The 22,331-nt window shown below is 64.4% G+C and carries 20 protein-coding genes; 3 read left to right on the top strand and 17 right to left on the bottom strand.

Features of this window, described 5'->3' with window-relative positions; all coding sequences use genetic code 11:
* Position 1 precedes the first annotated feature (1 nt).
* The 17 genes from V6943_RS16065 to V6943_RS15985 all read right to left on the bottom strand — a co-directional run bounded on the left by V6943_RS16065 (position 2) and on the right by V6943_RS15985 (position 18,410).
* The gene (locus V6943_RS16065) at positions 2–1,171 is read right to left on the bottom strand and encodes a helix-turn-helix transcriptional regulator (RefSeq protein ID WP_340554728.1); all 1,170 of its coding nucleotides are present in this window, start codon (positions 1,169–1,171) and stop codon (positions 2–4) included.
* A gap of 3 nt (positions 1,172–1,174) precedes the next feature.
* Complete coding sequence (locus V6943_RS16060; protein ID WP_340554507.1) at positions 1,175–3,601, bottom strand: efflux RND transporter permease subunit; 2,427 nt, start codon at positions 3,599–3,601, stop codon at positions 1,175–1,177.
* 9 nt (positions 3,602–3,610) lie between these two features.
* Positions 3,611–4,579, bottom strand: coding sequence for a WD40/YVTN/BNR-like repeat-containing protein (locus tag V6943_RS16055; protein WP_340554505.1), 969 nt, complete (start codon positions 4,577–4,579; stop codon positions 3,611–3,613).
* 195 nt (positions 4,580–4,774) lie between these two features.
* Positions 4,775–5,977, bottom strand: a complete 1,203-nt coding sequence (locus tag V6943_RS16050) for an acetyl-CoA C-acyltransferase (protein ID WP_340554503.1) — start codon at positions 5,975–5,977, stop codon at positions 4,775–4,777.
* A 25-nt stretch (positions 5,978–6,002) separates the two neighbouring features.
* Positions 6,003–6,473 (bottom strand): MaoC family dehydratase, encoded by a 471-nt coding sequence (locus V6943_RS16045; protein WP_340554501.1) that lies wholly within the window; start codon positions 6,471–6,473, stop codon positions 6,003–6,005.
* Positions 6,474–6,482: 9 nt separating this feature from the next.
* Positions 6,483–7,268: an SDR family oxidoreductase gene (locus V6943_RS16040; RefSeq protein WP_340554499.1), complete on the bottom strand. Its 786-nt coding sequence runs from the start codon at positions 7,266–7,268 to the stop codon at positions 6,483–6,485.
* A 243-nt stretch (positions 7,269–7,511) separates the two neighbouring features.
* Entirely contained in the window at positions 7,512–8,396 is an 885-nt protein-coding gene (locus V6943_RS16035; RefSeq protein WP_340554497.1) for an SDR family oxidoreductase, read from the bottom strand.
* A 179-nt stretch (positions 8,397–8,575) separates the two neighbouring features.
* On the bottom strand, positions 8,576–9,727 hold the full coding sequence (locus V6943_RS16030; protein ID WP_340554495.1) for an acetyl-CoA C-acetyltransferase: 1,152 nt from the start codon (positions 9,725–9,727) through the stop codon (positions 8,576–8,578).
* Positions 9,728–9,730: 3 nt separating this feature from the next.
* The gene (locus tag V6943_RS16025; protein ID WP_340554493.1) at positions 9,731–10,789 is read right to left on the bottom strand and encodes an acyl-CoA dehydrogenase family protein; all 1,059 of its coding nucleotides are present in this window, start codon (positions 10,787–10,789) and stop codon (positions 9,731–9,733) included.
* Positions 10,790–10,800: 11 nt separating this feature from the next.
* Entirely contained in the window at positions 10,801–11,967 is a 1,167-nt protein-coding gene (locus V6943_RS16020; RefSeq protein WP_340554491.1) for an acyl-CoA dehydrogenase family protein, read from the bottom strand.
* A 10-nt stretch (positions 11,968–11,977) separates the two neighbouring features.
* Complete coding sequence (locus V6943_RS16015; RefSeq protein WP_340554489.1) at positions 11,978–12,730, bottom strand: enoyl-CoA hydratase family protein; 753 nt, start codon at positions 12,728–12,730, stop codon at positions 11,978–11,980.
* The gene (locus V6943_RS16010) at positions 12,727–13,836 is read right to left on the bottom strand and encodes an NAD(P)H-dependent flavin oxidoreductase (RefSeq protein ID WP_340554487.1); all 1,110 of its coding nucleotides are present in this window, start codon (positions 13,834–13,836) and stop codon (positions 12,727–12,729) included. The genes V6943_RS16015 and V6943_RS16010 overlap by 4 nt, the downstream gene beginning before the upstream one ends.
* Complete coding sequence (locus V6943_RS16005; RefSeq protein ID WP_340554485.1) at positions 13,833–14,744, bottom strand: enoyl-CoA hydratase; 912 nt, start codon at positions 14,742–14,744, stop codon at positions 13,833–13,835. Before V6943_RS16005 ends, V6943_RS16010 begins: the two co-directional genes overlap by 4 nt.
* Positions 14,741–15,550 carry a CoA-transferase subunit beta gene (locus V6943_RS16000; RefSeq protein ID WP_340554484.1) on the bottom strand — a complete coding sequence of 270 codons (810 nt, stop codon included), beginning with the start codon at positions 15,548–15,550 and terminating at the stop codon, positions 14,741–14,743. Before V6943_RS16000 ends, V6943_RS16005 begins: the two co-directional genes overlap by 4 nt.
* An 11-nt stretch (positions 15,551–15,561) precedes the next feature.
* Positions 15,562–16,437 (bottom strand): CoA transferase subunit A, encoded by an 876-nt coding sequence (locus V6943_RS15995; RefSeq protein ID WP_340554482.1) that lies wholly within the window; start codon positions 16,435–16,437, stop codon positions 15,562–15,564.
* Positions 16,434–17,348, bottom strand: coding sequence for a VOC family protein (locus tag V6943_RS15990; protein WP_340554480.1), 915 nt, complete (start codon positions 17,346–17,348; stop codon positions 16,434–16,436). The genes V6943_RS15995 and V6943_RS15990 overlap by 4 nt, the downstream gene beginning before the upstream one ends.
* Before the next feature lie 126 nt (positions 17,349–17,474).
* Entirely contained in the window at positions 17,475–18,410 is a 936-nt protein-coding gene (locus V6943_RS15985; RefSeq protein WP_340554478.1) for an alpha/beta hydrolase, read from the bottom strand.
* 84 nt (positions 18,411–18,494) lie between these two features.
* Here V6943_RS15985 and V6943_RS15980 point away from each other — a divergent pair, with 84 nt between their 5' ends.
* From V6943_RS15980 to V6943_RS15970, 3 genes are all read left to right on the top strand, one after another.
* Positions 18,495–19,631: a helix-turn-helix transcriptional regulator gene (locus V6943_RS15980; RefSeq protein ID WP_340554477.1), complete on the top strand. Its 1,137-nt coding sequence runs from the start codon at positions 18,495–18,497 to the stop codon at positions 19,629–19,631.
* Positions 19,632–19,825: 194 nt separating this feature from the next.
* The gene (locus V6943_RS15975) at positions 19,826–20,659 is read left to right on the top strand and encodes an SDR family NAD(P)-dependent oxidoreductase (RefSeq protein ID WP_340554475.1); all 834 of its coding nucleotides are present in this window, start codon (positions 19,826–19,828) and stop codon (positions 20,657–20,659) included.
* Positions 20,660–20,689: 30 nt separating this feature from the next.
* A complete protein-coding gene (locus V6943_RS15970; RefSeq protein WP_340554473.1) occupies positions 20,690–22,168 on the top strand; it encodes a flavin-containing monooxygenase in 1,479 nt (492 codons plus the stop codon).
* Positions 22,169–22,331: the final 163 nt, after the last annotated feature.

Genomic DNA, 22,331 nt, shown 5'->3' with positions numbered 1-22,331 from the left:
GTCATGAAGAATGCTTAAGGCTTTTCTGGATGTGTTCTCTCCCAAGGCTGACCACACTATTGAGAATGATGCGGACCAGTTCAGTCTGACGCCTGACGCCGGTCTTGGAAAAAATGGCGCGCAAATGCGCCCTCGCCGTGTTGCGTCTGATCCCAAGCGAATGGGCGGCTTCCTCCAGCGACAAGCCGTTGGCCAGTTCGATGACGAGGGCAGTCTCGGATGGCGTAAAGCCGAACAACTGCCGAGCGATGGCATTGTTCAGCAGGGTGCGGCCCTCGGCGTCCCGGACATAAACCAGAAGCGCCGGATGATCGCTGTCATCCGTCCACTCCCCGTTCGGTACCGGTTCCACCACCAGCCCCAAACTGACCCGCCCGGACGGGCGCGAAATGGAAAGCGCCTCGGCCTCCTCCGGCTCACCCGGCAAGGACCGGCGCAGCGCACTTCGGAGCAGCTGATAAAGTCGCTGGTTATCGCCGGGGTAGTAGGCCTCCAGACGCCCACCGACGCTTTTCAAGCCATCTCCGCTGGCCAGCAGCTCACTGGCAATGCGGTTCTGCTCGATGATCCGGCCGCTGGCATCCACGACCAGCGTCGCGATGGAAAGCCGCCCGATGACCTGGGAGTAGATGGACCGAAGCGACTCGTTGCGGCCGAGCATCACATTCAAGTGCAGCACCCGACTGAGGTGCGGTACCAGGCGTGAACACAGCGCCTTTTCTGCTGGCGAGAAGTCTGGCGCGGTTTCCGGGCGGGTAATTCTGAAGCGGAAGGTTCCGCTGCCGGGTGGCGAGATATCCACGCCCAGGACGTGAAAAACATCGTGAGCAGCGCAGTAGCGCTGGTAATAAGGGCATGCGCGCCATGTGCTGGTGCTCATCAGATCACTAACGCTGAACACCTCGTTAGGCGGTGTATCGACAAAGGGCGTCTCGTCATAGGGGTAGGTCAGGTAGGTCACGCTCCCCTGCCCTTCGATGTCGCCTAGGACGATCATCAGCCCCTTGTCCGAGTTGTTTGGAGTCCGCAGGATCAGCGTCACGTAGTTCGCCGCAAACAGCTCGTGCAATGCCGTCAGTGCCGGGTTCCAGCCGGGCTCCTCTACGGCGGCGGCGTATAGCTTGTCCAACAACCGGTCATAGCCGTCGACATCCATCGCGCCCGCCAGCATCACTCAGCCCTCCACGCTGGCCGCCAGCGCGGCGGACTTGCGGCGGGACGCGGCTTTCACCACCACCTCCGGCGTCCCCCGGTACTTGACCAGACGAGCCGAGCGGTCGAACCAGGCAGCCAGGCCCGGCAGCAGGAAGATCGCGCCAAACACATTAACCAGGAACATGAAACCGAGGAGGATGCCCATGTCGGCCTGGAACTTCAGCGGCGCAAAGGCCCAGGTGCCAACCCCGATGGACATAGTGAACGCGGTGAAGAGCGCGGCGGTACCGCGCTGGCGCATGGCCTCGTAGAAGGCCGTGCGCAAATCCCGCCCCTGGGCCAGTTCATGCTGCATCCGCTCATACAGATAGATGCCGTAATCGACACCGACCCCCACGCCGAGCGCTAGCACCGGCAGAGTGGACACTTTCAGGCCGATGTCGAAGGCGGCCATCAGCGCGTTGCACAACGTGGCGACGATGGCCAGCGGCGTGATGATGCACAGCACCGCGCGGAAGGACCTGAACGTCAGCCAGCAGAACAACGCCACAGAGCCAAGCAACGCGCCGTGCATCTGCACTTCGGCATGTTTGACCGCCTCATTGGAAGCGGCCATGACACCGGCGTTGCCGCCGGCCAGCTTGAAATTCACCTTGCTCTGGTCCACCCCCGCCAGGATGCGCTCGATTTCATCGACCGCATGGGCGATGGTTTCGCCGCTGTGGTTTTCCAGAAACACCAGGATCTGCATGGTCTGGCAGCCGTCGAGCACCAGCCCATGAGATTGCGAGTAGGCCATCGAGCCCGGCTGCAAACCCCGCTCGGCACCAGGAATGGCCGCCCAGCGCGGGTTGCCCTCGTTATTACTGGCAATCGCCACCTTGCCCATTCCGGCCACGCTCTGCACCGACTGCACGCCAGCGACGCTACGCGTCTGGAAATCGACCTGCTCGACTGCGCGCATCACCTGCGGGTCCAGGCATGCCTCGGTCACGTTCGGCACGTCGGCGTAGATCGACAGCACATCCAGGCCGATGGCATAGCTGCCGATAATCTGGGCGTTGTCCCGGTTGTACCGGGAGGTGTCACGCAATTCCGGCGCACCGGTTCCGACGTCGCCGATGACCAGGTCACGGCTTTTCCAGGCACCGCCCAGCAACAGCACCAGACTGACCGCGAATACCACCAGCGCCGGACCGGGCGTCGCCACCACCGACAGCTTCCACCACAGGGCGTGTCGCTCACCTTGGGACTCACCGCTGGTCTTGAGGGCACCGCGCTCCAGATGCATATGGGAAATGATGATCGGCAGCATGAGTTTGTTGGTGATGATCATCAGCATGACGCCGATGCACGCCGTCAGACCCAGCTCCCGCACGATCGGAATGTCGATCAGCATGATCACGCCAAAGCCCAGCGCATTCATCAGCAATGCCAGCGCCCCCGGCACGAAGATCTTGCAGAACGCAGCGTGCGCGGCGTCCACCGCATTGCTGCCGGCCAGCACATCCTGCTTCCAGGCATTGGTCATCTGCACGGCGTGCGACACGCCGATGGAGAAAATCAGGAAGGGCACCAGGATCGACATTGGATCGATGCCCAGACCCAGCAGTGGCAGCAGCCCGAGCAGCCATACGACGGGCAGTAATGCCACCAGCAGCGCCACGACGGTCAGTTTCAGTGACCGGCAGTACATCCACAGCAACGCCGCGGTGATGAAGAAGGCGATGACGAAGAAACCCATCACCGCGACGAGGCCATCCACGACGTCGCCCACCAGTTTGGAGAAGCCGACGATGTTCAACTCGATGTTTTCGCCGTCGAACCGTTCGCGAATTTCCTCCAGTTGCTTGGCGATCTCGACGTAGGACACCCGCTCGCCAGTCTGCGGATTGAATTCCTGCAGATCGGCCCGGACCATCGCCGCACTCAGGTCATTGGCCACCAGTCGGCCGATCTGACCCGAGCGGGCGGTATTGTTGCGGACCTGTGCGAGGTCTTCCGGTGTGCCGCTGAACTGTGGCGGGACGACGACATCGCCGACATAACCGTTCTCGGTGACCTCGATATAACGCACATCGGGGGTGAACAACGAACGTACGCTGGAGCGCCGCACACCGGGAATGAAGAACACTTCATCGGTCACCTTGCGCAGCGTGTCGAGGAATTGCTCGTTATAGATGTCTCCCTCGCCCTTCCAGCGGACGCTGACCAACAGGCTGTTGGCGCCGGTAAAAATTTCGCTGTAGTGCAGATAGTTCCGCATGAAGGGGTGAGAGACGGGAATCTGCTTGTTGAAGCCCGGGTCCAGCCGGACCTGAGTGGCGCTATAACCGAGCCCGAGCGTGATCAGGATGAATATCGCCAACAGTGGCTTGCGCCACGCCAGCAAACGATCGGCACTGCCCGTGACAAAGCGGGCAACCCAGCGATTACGGTTCGTCATGAGCATTCCTTATTTACGGGCCGCGAAGAGATTGGGGCCTTGAAGTCTCAAGCCATGCTGACCGGCCACAATCAGGCTGCCGTCACGTAGCATCACCGCTGAGGTGAGCGTGTCCTGCCCTTTGACGTAGCCCGTCTGGGTCAGCTCTCCGGTTTCATCGAGCCGGGCAAAGGCCCCGCCGCTACCCACGATCAACACCCCGCCATCGTCAGTGCGGGCATGCCCGTACAAAGGCAAACGGTGGCCGAGTTCCACCTTTTCCCAGGTGGCGCCGTCGTCATGCGTGGCGAACACGTTGCCGCGCATTCCATAGGCGACCCAGTGACTGCCCGACAGCCGCGACACTCCAAACAATGAACCTTCATAGAACGGCTCGACCTGCGCCCAGCTCTTGCCCGCATCGAGCGAACGCAAGACCAGTCCCATCTCCCCGACGAGGATTCGGCGTCCGTCAGCGGCGCCATCCATGCTGTTGAGGTGTTCGCCATTGATCGGGAGGCTCTGCTCGGCCCAGTGCTCACCGGCGTCGGTGGAGACATAGAATTTGCCGAAGCTGCCAAAGGCATATATCTGCTGCCCGTCTTCGCTCCAGAGACCAAGTAACGGCTCGCCGAGGGCAGCGTCGTACATCGTCGTGGTCCAGTTGCGGCCCCGGTCCGTGCTTCGCAGAATCAGGTTGTCGTGGCCCACGACCAGCAAGGTTTCGTCACCGTAAGCGGCAATGGCGGTAAGGGTTACCGGCTTTTTGGCCTGCTCGTGACGACCGCTCCAGGTTTGGCCCTTGTCGTCACTGAACAGAATCGTGCCGCGCTCGCCAACGGCGATCAACGTATCGTCAAGGCGCGTCATGTTGTTGATATGCACGCGTGTGACGTCCAGCTGGGCCGCGCGTGCCGCCTCCTCACTCCGGGGCGAGAAGGCGTAGACCACCAACACCGCGACGACGAAACAGAACGCGTAGCTGATCAGTTTGCTCATGGCACACCACCCTCCGGTCGACACTCACTGCGCAGACGCGCAGCGGTGCTCGTTGTTCTTGTTTTGGGTTCGGCCGACGAACATCCCGCATGTCCCGGATCGCAGCCTTTGCCCGATCTTCTGCGCCCGGGCGACAGTGAACATCGTCCAAATGGCTTACACCCGACCGGCAGGCGTCCGCCCGGGCGTGACGGCTCAAGGCAGCTCGAACAGCCCGGCTGCGCCCATGCCGCCACCGATGCACATGGACACCACGACATGCCGCGCGCCGCGCCGCCGGCCTTCGAGCAGCGCATGACCCACCATCCTGGCGCCGCTCATACCAAACGGATGCCCAATGGCAATGGCGCCTCCGTTGACGTTCAGCCGATCGTTGGCGATGCCCAAAGCGTCGCGGCAGTGCAGCACCTGGCAGGCGAAGGCCTCGTTGATTTCCCAGAGGTCGATATCCGACACCCGCAGGTTGAAGCGCTCCAGCAACTTGGGCACCGCGTAGACAGGGCCGATGCCCATCTCTTCCGGACTGCAGCCCGCCACCGCGATACCGCGGTAGATCCCCAACGGCGCCAGCCCGCGGCGATCGGCCTCGGCACGGCTCATCAGCAGGCAGGCGGCCGCGCCATCGGACAGCTGCGAGGCATTGCCGGCCGTGATGTGCTCGCCCTGCTGAACCCACTTGCCGTTTTTCCACACTGGATTCAGTGACTGCAGCGCTTCGAGGGTGGTACTGGCGCGGTTGCACTCGTCACGATCAGCCACCACCGTTTCGTGGCCGGCCGGATTGCCTTCCTTGTCGAACAGCAGCCGGCTGGCCGATAGCGGTACGATTTCGTCGGCAAACAATCCGGCTTGCTGCGCGGCAGCGGTGCGTTGCTGGCTTTGCAGGGCGTATTCGTCTTGTGCCAGGCGACTGATGCCGTAGCGACTGGCGACGATCTCGGCGGTCTCGATCATGGGCATGTAAGCGGTCGGCATAAGCTGCAGCACCGCTTCGGACTGCGCCCGGTATGCGTTCTTGTGCTTGTTCTGGGTTAGCGAAAGGGATTCCACCCCGCCCGCCACGGCGATACCCAACTCGCCACAGGCGATGCCCTTGGCCGCCACGCCGATGGACATCAGCCCCGACGCGCACATGCGATCCAGCGCCATGCCTGGCACGCTCTCGGGCAACCCGCCCGTATAGGCGCAGAGTCGGCCGATGTTGAATCCCTGAGTGCCTTGCTGGACGGCCGCACCCATGATTACGTCGCCCACCTCGTCTGGTGCAACCCCGGCGCGTTCGACCACTGCGCGCACCACATGGCCGCCGAGCACCGGCGCCTCGGTATCGTTGAACGAACCCCGGAAAGACTTGGTCAGCGCGGTACGCGCGGTGGAAACGATCACGGCTTCTTGCATGGCTACATTCCTCATGGTGCGGGCCTCATGGTGCGGGGTTGAAGGTGTAGCGGCTGATGGTGTCCACCACGCAGCCTGGGCGGTCGCTGCCCTCGATTTCGACGGTGACGCGGACCACGACCTGCAGCGCGCCATTGGGCAGCGATTCCACGGAGCTGATCTCGCCGGTGCCGCGCACGCGTGCCCCGACCTTTACCGGCGCCGGGAAGCGCACCCGGTCGCAGCCGTAGTTCACGCCCATCAACAGGTTGTCCACGCGCATCAGCTGCGGCAGGAAGAAATTGACCAGCGACAGGGTCAGGTAGCCGTGGGCGATGCAGCCCTTGAACGGCCCCTTTCGCGCGCGCTCGGGGTCGACGTGAATCCACTGGTGATCGCCCGTGGCCTCGGCGAACCCGTTCACTCGTTCCTGCTCGATGGGCAACCAGTCGGTTGCGCCGAGCGACTCACCTACCGCCGCGTGCAGCTGTTCGGCACTGCTGAATATTCGTGTCATGAGCGTTCCTCAGGCGTGCTGCGAGCTGACCGAAAGCACTTCGCCAACCATGTAGGAGGCGTAGTCGCTGGCCAGAAACATCATGACGTTGGCCACTTCCCAGACCTCGGCGGCACGGCCGAACGCCTCTCGGCTGGTCAGTTGCTTGAGCAGATCCTCGCTGGCGGCCTTCGTCAGAAAGTCATGCAGAGCGATAGAGGGCGACACGGCATTGATACGCACGCCAAAGTCGGCGGCCTCAAGGGCGCTGCAACGGGTCAGCGCCATCACCCCGGCTTTCGCCGCGGCGTAGTGGGCCTGTTCTTTCTGCGCGCGCCAGCCGAGCACGGAGGCGTTGTTGACGATGGCGCCGCTACCACGCTGTTGCATGTGCGGCAGCATGGCGCGGGTCATGCGAAAGGTGCCGGTCAGGGTGATGTCCAGCACCCGCAGCCACTCTTCGTCGGTCATGTCGACGACGCGTTTCTGGCCGCCCAGGCCGGCGTTATTGATCAGCACGTCGACGCCGCCCAGGGCCTGCTCAGCGGCAGCGACCAGCGCCTGAACATCCGCCTCGACAGTGACATTGCACAGCTGGCCGTAGACAGCCTCAAGGCCGGTCTCGGCCTTGAGCTTCTCGACCGCTTCTTCCAGACGACGGGGATGGATATCGGAAATCATCAGCGCGCGACAGCCTTCCTCGGCGCTACGCCGGGCGGCCGCATAGCCGATGCCGCCTCCTGCGGCTGCGGTGATCAAGACGGACTTGCCGGCCAGCAACTGGTGACCAGGCACATAGGCGGGAGCGTGTTTCACGATGGCAACCTCGGATTGGAAAACCTGAGGCCATCTAAGCGCGGCGGCCGGCGGGCCGGCATCGTCAAAACGGACGGGGTGCAATGGTGGTGGGTGGGCAACGCGGCGCGCTGCTTCAGCTCGTAGGGTGGGCTTCAGCCCACCGGAGCTCGACGCCGTTCACGCAGACCAGGCCAGGCGGTTATGAAGGCGGTGCCAGAGCTAGTGGTGGGCTGAAGCCCACCCTACAGGGACGTGAGTTTTTCAACTGCCCCAAACCTTCTGCGCCGCAGGGGCCTCCGCGAGGATCTGGGCGATGGCCTCGCCGGCCTCGCCGGGTTGCCAGCGCTCGTTTTTCTCACGGGTGACTCCGGTACGCCAGCCGTCGGCCAGCGAGATGCGTCCGCCCTCGGCCTCGAACACCTGCCCGGTGACCTGTGCCGATTCGGCCGAAGCCAGCCAGGCCAGAACGTTCGATACGTTCTCCGGCGCCCAGTAGTCGAAGCTACCGTCCTCGGGCTTTGCCATACGGGCGGCCATGGATTCCACCGCCGTGGTCATGCCCGTGCGCGCAGCCGGGGCCACGGCATTAGCGGTGATACCGTAGCGGCGCAGTTCCGCAGCCTGGTTCAGCGTCAGTGCGGCAATCCCGGCCTTGGCGGCGGCGTAGTTGGACTGACCGATAGAGCCCTGCAGCCCCGCGCCGGACGTCGTGTTGAGGATCCGTGCATCGACTTTCCGCCCCGCCTTGCTCTGATCGCGCCAGTAATGCACGGCGTGCGAACTGATGCAGAAATGGCCCTTCAGATGCACCGCCATGATGGCGTCCCAGTCAGCCTCGGTCATGGAAGCGAACATCCGGTCGCGATTGATACCGGCGTTGTTCAACACCACATGCAGATCACCAAAGGTTTCGATGGCCTGACGCACCGCGTTCTCGCTGTCGGCGTAGGTGGTGATGTCGGAGGTGTTCACCACCGCACGGCCACCATCAGCCGTTATCTGGTCGACCACCGCCTGTGCAGCAGCCTGGTTGATGTCATTGACCAGTACGCAGGCGCCTTCGGCGGCGAACACGCGGGCATGCGCAGCGCCTAGCCCACCCCCTGCGCCGGTGATGATGACGACTCGATCGTTGAGAATTCCCATGCTTCGTTCCTTCTTCAATATGTGATGGTCGCTCGAAGGCGCCTGCAGACGCAGCGCGAGCGCAGGTCAGGCATGGCGGAATCGGCTGTGGAAGTGCCGGGGCCGACGTGCCTTCCATACCGAGCTCAACGCGGCTCGACCAAGCGCAACGGCGCCTGTCACGCCCTAGGCCTGTCGATCTAAAGACGTTCGATGATGGTGACGTTCGCCTGCCCGCCGCCCTCGCACATCGTCTGCAAGCCGAAGCGTCCGCCGCTGCGCTCCAATTCATGCAGCAGCGTGGTCATCAGCCTGGCGCCCGTGGCGCCCAGCGGGTGGCCGAGGGCGATGGCGCCGCCGTTGACATTGGTCTTGGCGGGGTCGTAATCCAGCTCCTTCTGCCACGCCATGACCACCGACGCGAAGGCCTCATTGATCTCCACGAGATCGATGTCCGCCATGGTCATTCCGGCCTTTTTCAGCGCATGACGAGTCGCTTCGATCGGCGCTGTGAGATGCCAGATGGGGTCGTCGCCGCGTACCGACAGGTGATGAATACGAGCCCGCGGGGTCAGCCCGTAGCGTGCGAGCGCGGCCTCGGAAACCACCAGCAGCGCCGCCGAGGCGTCGCACGTCTGGCTGGAGACCGCAGCGGTGATATCCGGGTACGTCGGGTCGACCGGTTCCAGCGATGCCATTTTGTCCAGCGTCGTCTGGCGCGGCGTTTCGTCGGCCCAGACGCCTTCGAGCGGGACGATTTCACGCGTGAAGCGCCCGCCCTCGATGGCCGCCAAGGCGCGGCGATGGCTTTCCAGCGCAAAGCACTCCATCTGCGCACGGCTGATGTCCCAGTGACTGGCAATGCGCTGAGCGGCGTAGAACTGGTTCACCGGTTGATTACCGAAGCGCGCCTGCCATCCACGGCTGCCGGAAAACGGATCGGTGAAGCCCAGCGGCTGCCCGGCAAGCATCGCCGAGGAAATCGGGATCTGGGTCATGGTCTGCACGCCGCCGACCGCGACCACGTCCTGCGTTCCGCTCATCACCGCCTGCGCGGCGAAGTGCAGCGCCTGCTGCGACGAGCCGCACTGGCGATCCACCGTAGTGCCCGGCACATTCAGTGGAAGGCCCGCCGCCAACCAAGCGGTGCGGGCGATGTCTCCGGCTTGTGAACCGATGGTGTCAACGCAGCCGAAGATCACGTCGTCATATTCAGCGGCGGGCACCACGTTACGCTCCACCAGCGCCTTGAGCGCGTGCGCGCCGAGGTCGATGGCATGGACATGGGCAAGGCCACCCTTGCGCTTGCCGGTAGGGCTGCGCAGGGCGTCGACAATGTAGGCTTCAGGCAAGGCTTAGTCCTCGAAGGTGTATTGAGGGCCGACAGGCGCGCCGTCGGCGAGGATGGCAGCCGCCACCCGGGAATTGTGAAAGGCGCGGTCGCCCCATGAAGAATCCAGGGCCCAGGCGCGCTTCATGAACATCTGCAGATCGACTTCCCACGTGTAGCCCATGGCACCGTGCACCTGAATGCCGTGCCGCGCAGCGAGCGCGGCCGCCTCGCAGCAGGCCAGCTTGGCGTGGGAAACATGCACAGCGGCTCGCTCGTCACCGTGCGCCACGGCGTGAGCGGCGCGATAGAGCACCGGTTTGGCGAACTCGATCTTGCTGGCGACATCCGCCAGGTGATGCTTGATGGCTTGAAAGCTGCCGATCGGCTTACCGAACTGCTTGCGCTGCACCACGTAGTCGACCGAGAGGTCGAGCATGCGCTGGGCCAGGCCAAGGCTCTGCCCGGCAACAGCCAGCGCACCGCGGTTGAGGGTTGCCGCCCAAAGCCGGCGCGCCTGTTCGGCGTCTGCCAGGCACGTTGCAGCGTCGGGGCTCCAGCTGACCCGACACAGGCGGCGTGAGCTGTCGATGCTCCGATTGTGTTCGAGATCGATGGCAGAGCGCTCCACGGCGTAAATCGAACCGCCGCGTTCGAGAAGCAGCACGTCGGCCATATGGGCATCGGCAACGAAGTGATTGACCGGATGGCCCACTGCAATACGCGACCCGCCGGCAGCGATGCCTTCAAGCAGCACGCTGCGCAGCGGACTGTCGTCCTGCATGTCTCTCAACAGGCTGGCGGCAACGTAGGCCGTATCGGCCAGCGAATCAGGGATGGCGTAATAACCCAGCTCCTGAGTAAGCAGCGCCCAGGCAATATCGTCCATGCCCAGCCCGCCTTGGGCTTCCGGTACGCAAAGCGCTGTAAGCCCCTGCTCCGCCATCTTCGAGCGCAACTCGGCAGATCGGCCATCGTCGGTTTCCCAGATCTCACGCAGCATCTCGGGCGGCGCTTCGGTCATCAGGAAGCGGCTGATCGCTTCGCGGAAGGCGAGCTGATCTTCGGTAAAGGTGAAGTCCATGGTCGCCCCCTTCAGGATTTAGGCAGACCGAGCAGCCGCTCGGCGACGATGTTTCGCTGGATTTCGTTCGTGCCGGCGTAGATGGGCCCGGCCTGCGCGAAGAGAAATCCTTCCAGCCAGCTGCCTTCGTCGACGACCTCCGGCGCGCTGCCGAGCAGCTCCCCGCGGGCACCGAGGATGCGCATAGCCGTTTCGTGCATCTTCAGATCCAGCTCCGACCAGACGATCTTGTTGATGCTGGCTTCCGCCCCGATCTTGGCGCCTTTATCGATCAGGCCCACCGTGTGATAGGCCGAATAGGCATAGGCCTGGGCCTCCATCCAGCTCTCGATCACCGCATCACGCAGGCCCGGATCGCGCTCGGCGGCCTGCGGGTAGCGTTTGTACAGATCGATCAGCCGTCGCGCGGTCTGCTGGAAGCGTGCGGGCGAGCGAAGCAACAGCCCTCGCTCGAAGCCGGCGGTGGCCATCGCCACGTTCCAGCCCTGCCCTTCACCGCCGATCAGGTTCTTTACCGGGACCCGAACGTCATCGAAGAACACTTCGGCGAAGGCGTCCTTGCCGTTGAGCGCCTTGATCGGGCGAATGGTCACCCCGGGCGTGTTCAGCTCGACCATGAGATAGCTCAGCCCGTGATGCCGGCTGCTGGTCGGGTCGGTGCGGAACAGGCCGAAGATCCAATCGGCAAAACTGGCGCGAGTGGACCAGGTCTTCTGACCGTTGATCACGTAATGGTCGCCGTCCAGGGTGGCCTTGCTGCGAATGGCCGCCATGTCGGACCCAGCATTGGGCTCCGACCAGCCCTGTGCCCACATGTCTTCGCTCGACGCGATACGCGGCAGGAAATGACGCTTCTGCTCCTCGGTGCCGAACTCCATAAGCGTCGGGCCGAGCAACAGCTGGCCGTTCTGGTTGACCCGCATGGGCGCGCCAGCGGCGTAGTACTCTTCTTCGAAGATCAGCCACTCGATCAGGTCGCAGCCCATGCCGCCGAGGTGTTGCGGCCACATCACCATGGACAGGCGACTGGCATACAGCTTGGCCTCCCATTCACGGTGCTGTTCGAAGCCCTCCCGGGTGTCGTAACTGGCCAGGGGCTCACTCGGCACGTTGTCTTGCAACCAGGCGCGCACCTCGGTGCGGAAGGCCTTTTGCTTGTCGGTGTAGGTCAATTGCATGGTTGCGGCCTCAGAACTGGGTGTCTCTTTTTTCCACGAAGGCACGGCGCGTCTCGGCCGAATCCGGCAGGGTGTAGGCCTCCAGCGTGAAGCCCTGCTCCCAGCGGTATTTGTCTTCGAGGTTGCCATCTTCGATGCCGTTGAGCGCCTCCTTGGCGATGCGGATCATCGCTGGGCTCTTCGCCGCGATCTTCACGGCAATTTCGCGGGCAGCGGCCGGCAGTTCCTCGCGCTCAACCAGCTTCTCGATGAAGCCGTACTGCATCGCGTCCGGCGCGGTAACCGTCTCGCCGGTGAAGAACATGTAGCGAACCTTTTGCACCGGAAACAGGCGCTGCAGATGCGCACCGCCGCCCATAGCGCCGCGGTCCACTTCCGGCAGCGCAAAGGTGGCGCAGCGCGAGGCGAGCACGATGTCGGCCGCGCCGGTCATGCCGATGCCGCCACCCAGTACGAAGCCGTGCACCGCGACGATCACGGGCACCTTGCAGCGATGGATGGCCTTGAAGGTCGCGTAGTTGCCCGCGTTGACTTTGACGATTCGCTCGGGATGCGCATCCAGTTCCTTGATGTCGACGCCGGCACAGAAGCCGCGCCCCTCGGCGCGGATGATCAGCACGCGTACCTCGGCGTTGGCGCCCAGCTCGTCGATGCGAGCGGCCAGTGCCAGCCATTCCTCGCTGTCCAGCGCGTTGACAGGCGGCTTCGCCAGCACCAGTTCGGCGACGCCCTGGTTGATCTCGACCTTGAATGCACTGCTCATGCGTGAGCCCTCTGTTGTTCGTTAACCGGCGTGCCTGCCTGCTGCAAACGCGTGTTCAGGCGTTGCAGGCACTGTTCGGCTTCGCCGGCGATCTGTTCGATGAGTTCCTGGCAGCTCGGCAAGCTGTCGATGGCGGCGGCCACCTGGCCGCTGGGCAAGATGCCTTCGTCGGGAATGCCGTCGACCATCGAGCGCTCCAGCAGCACTGGTTGGTTGGCCGCCATGACCACCTGCGACAGGGCTGAAGGATCTTCCTTGATGGCCTTGAAAAAGGTCCTGAGCATGTGCGCACTGCTCATGCCGGTCTGCGCCTGCCAGCTGCGCGCGCTTTTCAGGGCGATCCACAGCCGGCCCATCGGGCTGGCTTGCTCCAGGCGGCGGATAAAGGGATTGTCGATCATCCGGTGGCGCATGCCGTCGACCGCCAGGGTGACGCGAATCTGCTGGGTGTCGCGCACCGCCAGGTAGCGCTCCAGGGTGGCGCGTGGGGTCGGCGAGTCGGATGTCATCAGAAAGCGCGTGCCCATCGCGATGCCCTCGGCGCCAGCGGCCAACGCCGACGCCAGGCCACGTCCGGTGGAATAACCCCCAGCGGCGATCACCGGCACCGTCACCGCGTCGAGCACCTGCGGCAACAGGATGGTGGTTGGCACGCCGCCGGTGTGGCCACCGCCCTCACCGCCTTGAATGGTGATCATGTCGGCGCCCAGCTCCACGGCTTTGAGCGCATGTTTGAGCGCGCCGACCGTAGGAATGCAGAGCACCCCGGCGTCCTTGAAGCGGCGGATGGTCGCCTTGTCCGGCCCGCGCCCGTAGCTGACCGCGCGCAGGCGGTACTGGATGGCCAAGTCCACGCATTGCGCGGCGTTGTCCTGGAACATGTGGAAATTCAAGCCGAATTGGCTGCCGCCGGTAGCAGCGACCACTTTCTGTATCTCGCCTTCCAGCGCCTCGGCCGGGATGGTCGCTCCGGCGAGGAAGCCAAAGCCGCCGGCACGGGTAGTGGCGATCACCAGGTTGGCGTCGGCTACCCAGCCCATGGCCGTCTGCACGATGGGATAGCGACAGCCGAGCGCCTCGGTCAGGCGGGTCTGGAGCAGGGTCATGACGACTCTCCCCGGCCCGCCTGCTTCTTGTTCGCCTCGGCCATGGCCTTGCCGTCGTAGCCGCCCAGCTTGTCGCCGGACACCATCTCGTTGTGGACATGGGCGAAGTGGTGCCAGGCGAAGGCCGCTTCCATCCCGCTGCGCTTGCCCTGCAAATCCTCGATGTGGTTCACCGCCTGCTTGGTCAACGCCAGGCCCATGCGCGGTTGAGCGGCGATGCGCCGGGCAATCTCCAGCGTCTCGGCGGCCAGCGCCTCGCGCGGCACCACCCGGTTGACCATGCCCAGCTCGTAGGCACGGGCCGCCGGCATGCGCTCGCCGAGGAACAGGAACTCCTTGGCGATGCGCGGGTGCATCTCGAAGGCGTGGGCGAAATACTCCACCCCCGGAATGCCCATGCGCACAACAGGGTCCTGAAAGAAGGCATCGTCGCTGGCGACGATCAAATCGCAGACCCAGGCCAGCATCAGCCCACCAGCGACACAAGCGCCCTGCACCATGGCGATGGTCGGTTTGGGAATCTCCCGCCAGCGCCGGCACATGTTCAGGTACACCTCTTGCTCACGGGCATAGAGGAACTCACCGCCTGGCTTGTTGGTGTGGTCCCACCACAAGTGGGCGCGCTCGAACGGCTTGTTGACGTCGCGCCCTGGCGTACCGATGTCGTGACCGGCGGAGAAGTGCTTGCCGGTGCCCGCCAGCACGATGACCTTGATGCGGTCGTCATCCACCGCGCGGCGGAAGGCGGCATCCAGCGCATAAGTCATTTGCGAGTTCTGCACATTATTGAACTGCGGCCGGCTCAGGGTGAGGATCGCCACGCCATCCTCGACGCGGTACTGCACTGGTTCGTCAGTCTCGTAGACGGCCGTATCTGGTCGATCGACGAAGGCGTTGTCGTGGCTCATCCAGCGACCTCCTCGGACGTACGCATGCCCGCCGGGTTGCCCTTGAGCTGCTTGCTGCGCAGATCGTGCGGGTCGAGCTGGCGGATCAGCGCCAGCTGCTCGGCAGTCGGATGCGGCGTCTCGCCCATCCCTTCGGCCTTGAGCAGCGGGAAGCCGGTGCGCGCCTGCACAGTGTCGAAATCCACCCCCGGATGCAGCGAAAGCACTTGGCACGCGTGGTCCGGGCCGTTGAAGTCCATCACGCAGAGATCGGTGACGACCCGGCCGATGCTCATCAGGTCGCGACGCATACCCGGCCCCCAGCGCTCCTCTTTGAAACCGACACCGGAGACCATGTCCACCTCGCCTGCAACGAAGGCCCGGGTGCTGTGGTTGGGGACGAAGAAGGAGTTCTTGTGATTGATACTGTTGCCCGGCAGGCCGCGTGCGCCAAGCATCGCCACCTTGGGCCGGGTGTAATCGCCGACCACCGAAAGGTTGGTCTGCGCCCAGCGATCGACCTGCGTCGGGCCGATCATGGCGTGGCGACGCCCGTGCCAGACGCATTCGAAAATACGCTCGAAGGGCATGTAGCCTGCGTATTTCGGCTGGTAGTCGCCACGCGGGCCGACCGGCACCGGTTCCTCCACCAGAAAGGCCTCGCTGTCGGTCATCAGCAGCTCGGGGCTGTGGCTCAGTTTGGCCAGGCTGGCGCCGAGGCGCGGGATGATGCCGAGCCCCGAGGCGAGCAGTTCGCCGTCGTCACGCCAGGCGTCGGAAGCGGCCACGATCATCAGTTCGGCCAGGCTGAAAGTGTTCTCGGACATGGGGGGCTCCTTCAGAAGATCGGCAGCGGCAGGCTGGCCATGCGCGCGGTACCACCGTTGCGCTCGCGATAGGTGGCTTCATCGCCGTTGACGTAGCTGTCCAGGTAGCGCTGCCAGCCACCCTCCTCACCTGCGCTGGCGACGTAATCCTTGAGGTGTTGCATGTCCCAGCCGTAGTCCGGCGCGCAGGTGGTCGGGTGAGCGCCCTGCGGGGCCTCCACCACACCGGTCACCAGCGAGCGCTCGAAGGTGTTGAAGCGCGCACTGTCGGCGTCCAGCGCCAGGCGTTCTTCCACCTGTTCGGCGGAGACGAAGCACTGCTTCGCCGCACGGGCGAACAGGTGATCGAAATAGGCATCGCCACCGGTCACCAGGGTGTTGCCCAGGCGGTCGGCGCGGTTGACGTGGACGAACGCCACGTCCAGCTCCAATGCCGGCATCGCCAGCAGCACTTCGCCGTCGTCATAGGGCGAGGTGACGGTGCGCAGGTTCGGGTTATGGGTCAGCACGTCCGTGGCAAGGCCGGCGCGCGCGGGCAGAAACGGCACGCGCATTCCCGCAGCACGCAAGCCCCACTGGAACAGCCCTTCGTCCAGCTCCATCACGTTCAGCATGCCCGCCTCGCGAACCTTGCGGAAATAGGGTTCGAGCGGGATCGCATCGAGGGTGGCGAAGCCGAACACCAGCTTCTTCACCTTGCCGGCAGCGAGCAGCATGCCGACTTCCGGCCCACCGTAGGCGACCACGGTGAGATCCTTGACGTCGCTACGCAGGATCTCGCGAACAATCGCCATGGGCTTGCGCCGAGGGCCCCAACCGCCGAAGCCGACGGTCATACCATCGTGCAGCTGGCCGACCACATCGCTCAGGGTCATCAACTTGTTCATTGAACCTCTCCTTGCGCAGCGGCCTGGCGGCCTACCGAAAAGTCATGACCCCACAGGCTCACGCGGGTGAATTCGAAGGCGCTGTGCTCGTCCCAGTCCACCTGCAGGCCACCGCAGCCGTACTCCAGGTCGAAGCCGGACGGGGTCTTCACGTAAAAGGAGGTCATGCGGTCATTGAGGTGCTGGCCGAGGGTCGCCGACAGCGGCACCCCATGGGCAGTCACGCGATCGAGGGCACGACCCACTTCGGTCATGTTCTCCACCTCCACCATCACGTGTACGCACTTGCTGGGCACGTCGTATTCGGCAATGGCGAGGCTGTGGTGACGGGGGTTGGCGCAGTGCAGGAAGTGGATGCGCACCGGCGGCGCGTCAGGCGCAGCGCGGAAATTGAAGACGTCCGACACCTCGAACCCGAGCAGGTCGCGGTAGAACGCCCGGCATTCATCGAAACGCGGCGCCGGCAATACGGTGTGACCCAGGCCCATGTCGCCGGTGAGAAAGCGCGGCACACCCTGGGGCGAGACGAATGGCTGGCAGTCGGAACGATGACCCCATGTCAGCTCGTGGCGGTTGCCCGCCGGATCGCGAACGATGGCCAGCGCCTGCACACCGCGCTGTTCGCAGATCGCCGCATCGCCCAGTTCGTAAGGTACGTCGGCCTTGGCCAGGCGAGCCAGCAACGCCTCGAATGCGCGCTCTCCGGACAGCTCCCACCCTGAAGCGAGGTAGCAGGCTTGCGGCCCCTCGACTATCAGCATGCGGAACGGGCGTTCATCCATCTTCAGATAGAGGCCGCCGCCGGGCGCCGGGCTGGTCATCATGCCCAGCACATCTTCAGCGTACTGACGCCAGGCATCCAGGTTTTCGATCTGAGCGACGAAATAGCTCAGTGAGCGGATATCGGTCATGGGTGCAACTCCTCATGCGCCTGTTTTGGGCTTGTGAGGATTGTCATGCCGATGATCGGGGGACTCATCGTCCGTTGAGACTAACAGCGGGGAAGCCGGCAGAGTGCCGCCTGCCGGCCCGAAAGGTTACTTGCTGGACGGCCCCGACAACGCCGTGCGCACCGCCACCACCGTGTCGGCGAAGGCGCGGTCGGCCAGGCCGACCATACCGAGGAAACTCATGAAGCCGTGGATCGCCCCCGGATAACAATGGCCGTGGACGGGCACGCCGGCCTGCCACAAACGCTCGGCATATTCTTCGCCCTCCTCGCGCAGCGGATCGTATTCGGCCGTCATCAGCGTAGCGGGCGGCAGTTGTCGCAGATCCGGCGTATGCAACGGACAGACGCGTGTATCGCGGGTCTGCGGATCACCCAGGTAGTGCCCGAGCATCCAGCGCATCATCTCGGTTTCAAGGAAATATCCCTGGCCGTAGCGGCGGTAGCTGTCGCGCTCAAGATTGGTGTCGCACACCGGGTAGAGCAGCATCTGATGTGCAATGGCCGGGCCTTGCCGGTCGCGGGCGAGCTGGGCGATCACCGCAGCCAGATTACCGCCGGCGCTGTCGCCACCGACGATGAGCCGGCTGGCGTCCGCGCCGAGCGCTTCGGCATGCAGCGCCACCCAGCAGGTCGCGGCCCAGGCGTCCTCCACCGCGGCAGGAAAGCGGTGCACCGGCGCCAGTCGGTAGTCCACCGCCACCACCACCGCGGGCAGCGCATTGCAGAAGGCCCGCGCCAGGTTGTCGTGGCTGTCCAGATCGCCAATGACGAAACCACCGCCGTGAAAGAACACCAGCACCGGCAATGGCCCTTCGCGCTCCGGTCGGTAGATGCGCAGCGGCAGTTCGCCGCCGGGACCGGGGATGCTGTGCTCCCGCACCTCGGCCACCGGCTCGGGGTTTTCTGCCGGTGCCATCTTGTAGCCCGCGCGCAGCCCCTCGGGGGTCATCTCGCACCAGGGTGGCATCGGCTGACTATGAAGCTGCTGCATCAGCGCAGCGATCGGTGGGTCCAGGCTCATTGTTTTTCTTCCTTTTCTCGGCTCGATTGTTCTTGTCTCGCTGCGCTATGTTCGTTCGGTCCCAAGGCCGGAAACCGAAGCACCATGGAAATCAGCACGTCGCTTCACACCGTCAATGCACTGGTCGGTTCGATCTACGAAGGCGCCCTCGAAGATCCCCCGTGGCAGCACCAGCTCGCCGGCATGCGCGACGCCATGGGCGCTACCGACGCCTTTCTGATCCTGCGTCGCCCTTCCGATACGGGTCTGGGCATCACCCTCAGCGCGGACAACACGCCGACCGGCTGGTCCGATGCGCCCTATTTCGCCCGGCGCCTCTATGCGTTGGACCCCTTCGTCAACCTGCCGCCGAACCAGCCGATGCTGCTCAGCGAACTGCTCGATGGCGCCAGCGCTCCGGAAGACGAATTCTTCCGTCTAGTCCTGCAGCCGTACGACATCGCCCACATCCTCGGTGTCGACTTGCATGACCCAAGCGGCCCCGCTGCCAGCCTGCGCTTTACCCGCAGCGCTACCCAGCCGCCGTTCGGCGATGACGAGAAGGCGCTGTGCGCACTGCTCGTCACGCATTTCTGCCGCGCCCTGGGCATCCATGCGCGCCTCGGCGAGAGCGACACCGAGCGCGAGATCTATGCCGGCGCCATGTCGCAGCTGGCCGTCGCCACCTTCCTGTTGGACGAACACCAGCAGGTGGTGCGCACCAATCCGCTGGCGGACCGGCTACTCGGCGACGGCAGCGGGCTGCACCTGCGCGGCGGGCGCCTGAAGCTGCCCGACGAGCGCCAGGGCGCCCGGCTGCGCCAGCTCCTCGCTCAGGTCACCACGGCGCAAACAAGCGGAACTGCAAGCCTCGCCCGCGCAATGCTGGTGGAGGTCGGCACACGTGGCGCGCCGCTCAGTCTGGTGATTCGCCCGGTCCCGCCGGGGCAGTATTCCCAAGGCGCCAGCGTTCCGGTGCTCGCCATCTTCGTCAGCGACCCCGGCCAACAGGCCGAGTCATCAGCCAGCCTGCTGATGGAGCTGTTCCAGCTGACGCCAGCCGAGGCCAAGCTCTCCGTCCTGCTGGCAAACGGCGCCAGCGTCGAAGAGGCCTCCACCGAGCTACACATCAGCGTCCACACCACCCGCGCGCACCTGCGCTCGATCTTTTCCAAGCTCGGGGTCACGCGCCAGCCGCAGCTGGTCCACCTGGTCCTCAAGAGCGTGGCCAGCCTCGGCTGAATCCACGCCCTCCTGCAGGCGAGTATTGGCGCACCTGTCGCGCCCATGCCTCGTTGAAATCGACTACTCGCCCCGTTTGCAACGGATCGCCACCGGCCCCGACGTTTAGTCGATTTCAACGATGACCCTGCCGTGCGCCCCTGCGGATGATCGTCCTGTCCGATCCGGACACAGCGCCCAGGAGAACAAGAACAATGAATAAAAACCCACTACGCCTCGAAGGCGGCACCGTGGTCATCACCGGTGCGGCCAGCGGTATCGGTCTGGGGCTGGCTCGCCATGCCGCCACGCTCGGCATGCGTATCGTCGCGGCGGATATCGATGCCGATCAGTTGCAATCGCTTGCCGCGAGTCTGGATGCAGAGGTCTTGGCAGTGCCGACCGATGTCACCGATCCGGCTGCCGTGGAGGCATTGGCGCAAGCGGCCTGGCAACGCTTCGGCGAGGTCGACCTGCTGTTCAACAACGCCGGCGTGATGAGCACCGGATTCAGCTGGGAGATCCCGCCTGAACGCTGGCAGCGGGACCTGGCCGTCAATCTGGGCGGCGTGCTCAACGGCATCCGCAGCTTCGTGCCGCGCCTGCTGGAGGCGGGCCGCCCGGCACGGATCGTCAATACCGCCTCGGTCGGCGGCTTTTTGCCAAGCCCGCTGATGGCGCCCTACTCGGCGACCAAGTTCGCCGTGGTGGCGCTGACCGAGTCACTACACGGTGAACTGAGGCTGCTCGGCGCGCCGGTCGAGGTGTCGCTGCTGGCACCGGGACCGGTGCGCAGCGCGATCTTCGACGATCCCTTTGGAGGCAGCGAGATTCATCCGGCGACACACCAATTCGTCGACGCCATGCGCGAACTGCTGACGGCCAACGGCCTTGACGCGGCGACCTTCGCCGAACGCGTATTCGCTGGCATCCGCGACGGCCAGTACTGGCTGCTGCCGCAGCCGGAAGCCATCGATGACGCCCTGCGTCTACGCACCGACGCCATCCTTGCGCGGCGCGAGCCGGCCCCGCTGCTGGGCGAATCCTGAAGTCGCACGCCATTTTCGGAGAACAGCACAATGAACAGCGATAGGAATCTGCGCGTCGTGGTCATCGGCGCAGGCATGGCCGGCATCCTCGCGGCGATCAAGCTGCGCGAAGCGGGCTACCTCGACCTCACCGTCTACGAGAAAGGAGACGATGTGGGCGGCACCTGGCGGGAAAACACCTACCCCGGCCTGACCTGCGACACCCCCTCGCACAACTACACCTACAGCTTCGCGCCAAACCCGGAGTGGACCCGACAACTGCCACCCGGCGCGGAAATCCAGGCCTATTTCCGCCAGGTAGTGGCCGACTACCGCATCCGCGAATTGATCCGCTTCAACGAGGAAATCGTCCACTGCGAGTACCGGGACGGCCAGTGGCATCTGCAAACCCGCACCGGCCAGCACGACCAGGCCGACGTACTGATCGCAGCAACCGGTGTGCTGCACCACCCGAGCTACCCCAGCCTTCCCGGGCTGGAAACCTTCGAGGGCGCTTGCTTTCACAGCGCTCGCTGGGACCACAGCGTGCCGCTGGACGGCAAGCGCATCGGCATCATCGGCAACGGTTCGACCGGCACCCAGCTGGTCGCGGCGCTGGTGAAGCGGGCGCAGGTCAAGCACTTCCAGCGCACCGCCCAGTGGGTCATGCCGGTGACCAACGATCTCTTCACCGAGGCGCAGCGCACTGCATTCCGCAGCGACCCGCAGCTGCTGCACGATCTCAAATACGATCCGACCTACATGGCCAAGGTGCGCCACTTCACCACCGCCGTGGCGGATGCCGCGTCTCCCGAGGCGGCACAGATCGAGGCGGTCTGCGCCACGCATCTGGAGCAAAGCATCGTCGACCCCGTGCTGCGCGAGAAGCTGCGCCCCACCTACCGCGCCGCCTGCAAGCGCCTGATCTTTTCTCCCGACTACTACCAGGCGGTCCAGCAGCCCAACGCCGAGCTGGTCAACGATGGCATCGAACGCATCGAACCGACCGGCGTGCGCACCCGTGATGGCAAGCTGCACGAGCTCGACGTGCTGGCGCTGGCCACCGGCTTCAACGCCCATCTGTTCATGCGCCCCACGCAGGTCATTGGCCGTGGCGGGGTGAGTCTCGACGAAGTCTGGGCGAAACGGCCGAGCGCCTACCTGTCCATCGCTATTCCGGAATTTCCCAACCTGTTCATGCTCAACGGCCCAACCGGACCGGTGGGCAACTTCTCGCTGATCGAGATCGCCGAGATGGAATGGGCGTACATCAGCCAATTGCTCGACCTGCTGAAAAGCGGCCGCTGCCGCGAGATCAGCGTGCGCCGCGAAGCCATGCACGCCTACGAACAGCGCCGACTGGAAAAGGCCAAAACCACCGTGTTCGGCTCCGGCTGCACCAGCTGGTATCTGGACGCCGAGGGCGTGCCCTCCACTTGGCCATGGGACTACGCAGCCTTCGAGCAAGCCATGGCCTGCCCGAATCTGGAGGACTACGAACTGGTATGTGAAGCGGCGCCGGTTGCCTGATAATCCCGCAGCAGGGCTGGCAAGTTTGGGTGGTACTGCCAGCTCGTTTAGGCTGGCTTTGGCTTGTTTTTTTTGCACGGACTGCCAGGCCACATGAAACGCCCCTTCAGGAGGGTGAGCGGAATCGTTGCGCAGAGGGGCGAGCCGCAGGGATGCGGCGAGA

This window comes from Pseudomonas sp. CBC3 (assembly GCF_037967085.1).
GTDB lineage: Bacteria > Pseudomonadota > Gammaproteobacteria > Pseudomonadales > Pseudomonadaceae > Stutzerimonas.
The sequence above is the reverse complement of the archived record's forward strand: the minus strand, read 5'-3'. Positions and strand labels throughout refer to the sequence as shown.

Bases quoted from the DNA above. Each gene is read 5' to 3' on its own strand.
- V6943_RS16065 (WP_340554728.1), bottom strand. From the start codon at position 1,171: ATGCTGGCGGGCGCGATGGATGTCGACGGCTATGACCGGTTGTTGGAC.
- V6943_RS16060 (WP_340554507.1), bottom strand. From the start codon at position 3,601: ATGACGAACCGTAATCGCTGGGTTGCCCGCTTTGTCACGGGCAGTGCC.
- V6943_RS16055 (WP_340554505.1), bottom strand. From the start codon at position 4,579: ATGAGCAAACTGATCAGCTACGCGTTCTGTTTCGTCGTCGCGGTGTTG.
- V6943_RS16050 (WP_340554503.1), bottom strand. From the start codon at position 5,977: ATGCAAGAAGCCGTGATCGTTTCCACCGCGCGTACCGCGCTGACCAAG.
- V6943_RS16045 (WP_340554501.1), bottom strand. From the start codon at position 6,473: ATGACACGAATATTCAGCAGTGCCGAACAGCTGCACGCGGCGGTAGGT.
- V6943_RS16035 (WP_340554497.1), bottom strand. From the start codon at position 8,396: ATGGGAATTCTCAACGATCGAGTCGTCATCATCACCGGCGCAGGGGGT.
- V6943_RS16025 (WP_340554493.1), bottom strand. From the start codon at position 10,789: ATGGACTTCACCTTTACCGAAGATCAGCTCGCCTTCCGCGAAGCGATC.
- V6943_RS16020 (WP_340554491.1), bottom strand. From the start codon at position 11,967: ATGCAATTGACCTACACCGACAAGCAAAAGGCCTTCCGCACCGAGGTG.
- V6943_RS16015 (WP_340554489.1), bottom strand. From the start codon at position 12,730: ATGAGCAGTGCATTCAAGGTCGAGATCAACCAGGGCGTCGCCGAACTG.
- V6943_RS16010 (WP_340554487.1), bottom strand. From the start codon at position 13,836: ATGACCCTGCTCCAGACCCGCCTGACCGAGGCGCTCGGCTGTCGCTAT.
- V6943_RS16005 (WP_340554485.1), bottom strand. From the start codon at position 14,744: ATGAGCCACGACAACGCCTTCGTCGATCGACCAGATACGGCCGTCTAC.
- V6943_RS16000 (WP_340554484.1), bottom strand. From the start codon at position 15,550: ATGTCCGAGAACACTTTCAGCCTGGCCGAACTGATGATCGTGGCCGCT.
- V6943_RS15995 (WP_340554482.1), bottom strand. From the start codon at position 16,437: ATGAACAAGTTGATGACCCTGAGCGATGTGGTCGGCCAGCTGCACGAT.
- V6943_RS15990 (WP_340554480.1), bottom strand. From the start codon at position 17,348: ATGACCGATATCCGCTCACTGAGCTATTTCGTCGCTCAGATCGAAAAC.
- V6943_RS15985 (WP_340554478.1), bottom strand. From the start codon at position 18,410: ATGAGCCTGGACCCACCGATCGCTGCGCTGATGCAGCAGCTTCATAGT.
- V6943_RS15980 (WP_340554477.1), top strand. From the start codon at position 18,495: ATGGAAATCAGCACGTCGCTTCACACCGTCAATGCACTGGTCGGTTCG.
- V6943_RS15975 (WP_340554475.1), top strand. From the start codon at position 19,826: ATGAATAAAAACCCACTACGCCTCGAAGGCGGCACCGTGGTCATCACC.
- V6943_RS15970 (WP_340554473.1), top strand. From the start codon at position 20,690: ATGAACAGCGATAGGAATCTGCGCGTCGTGGTCATCGGCGCAGGCATG.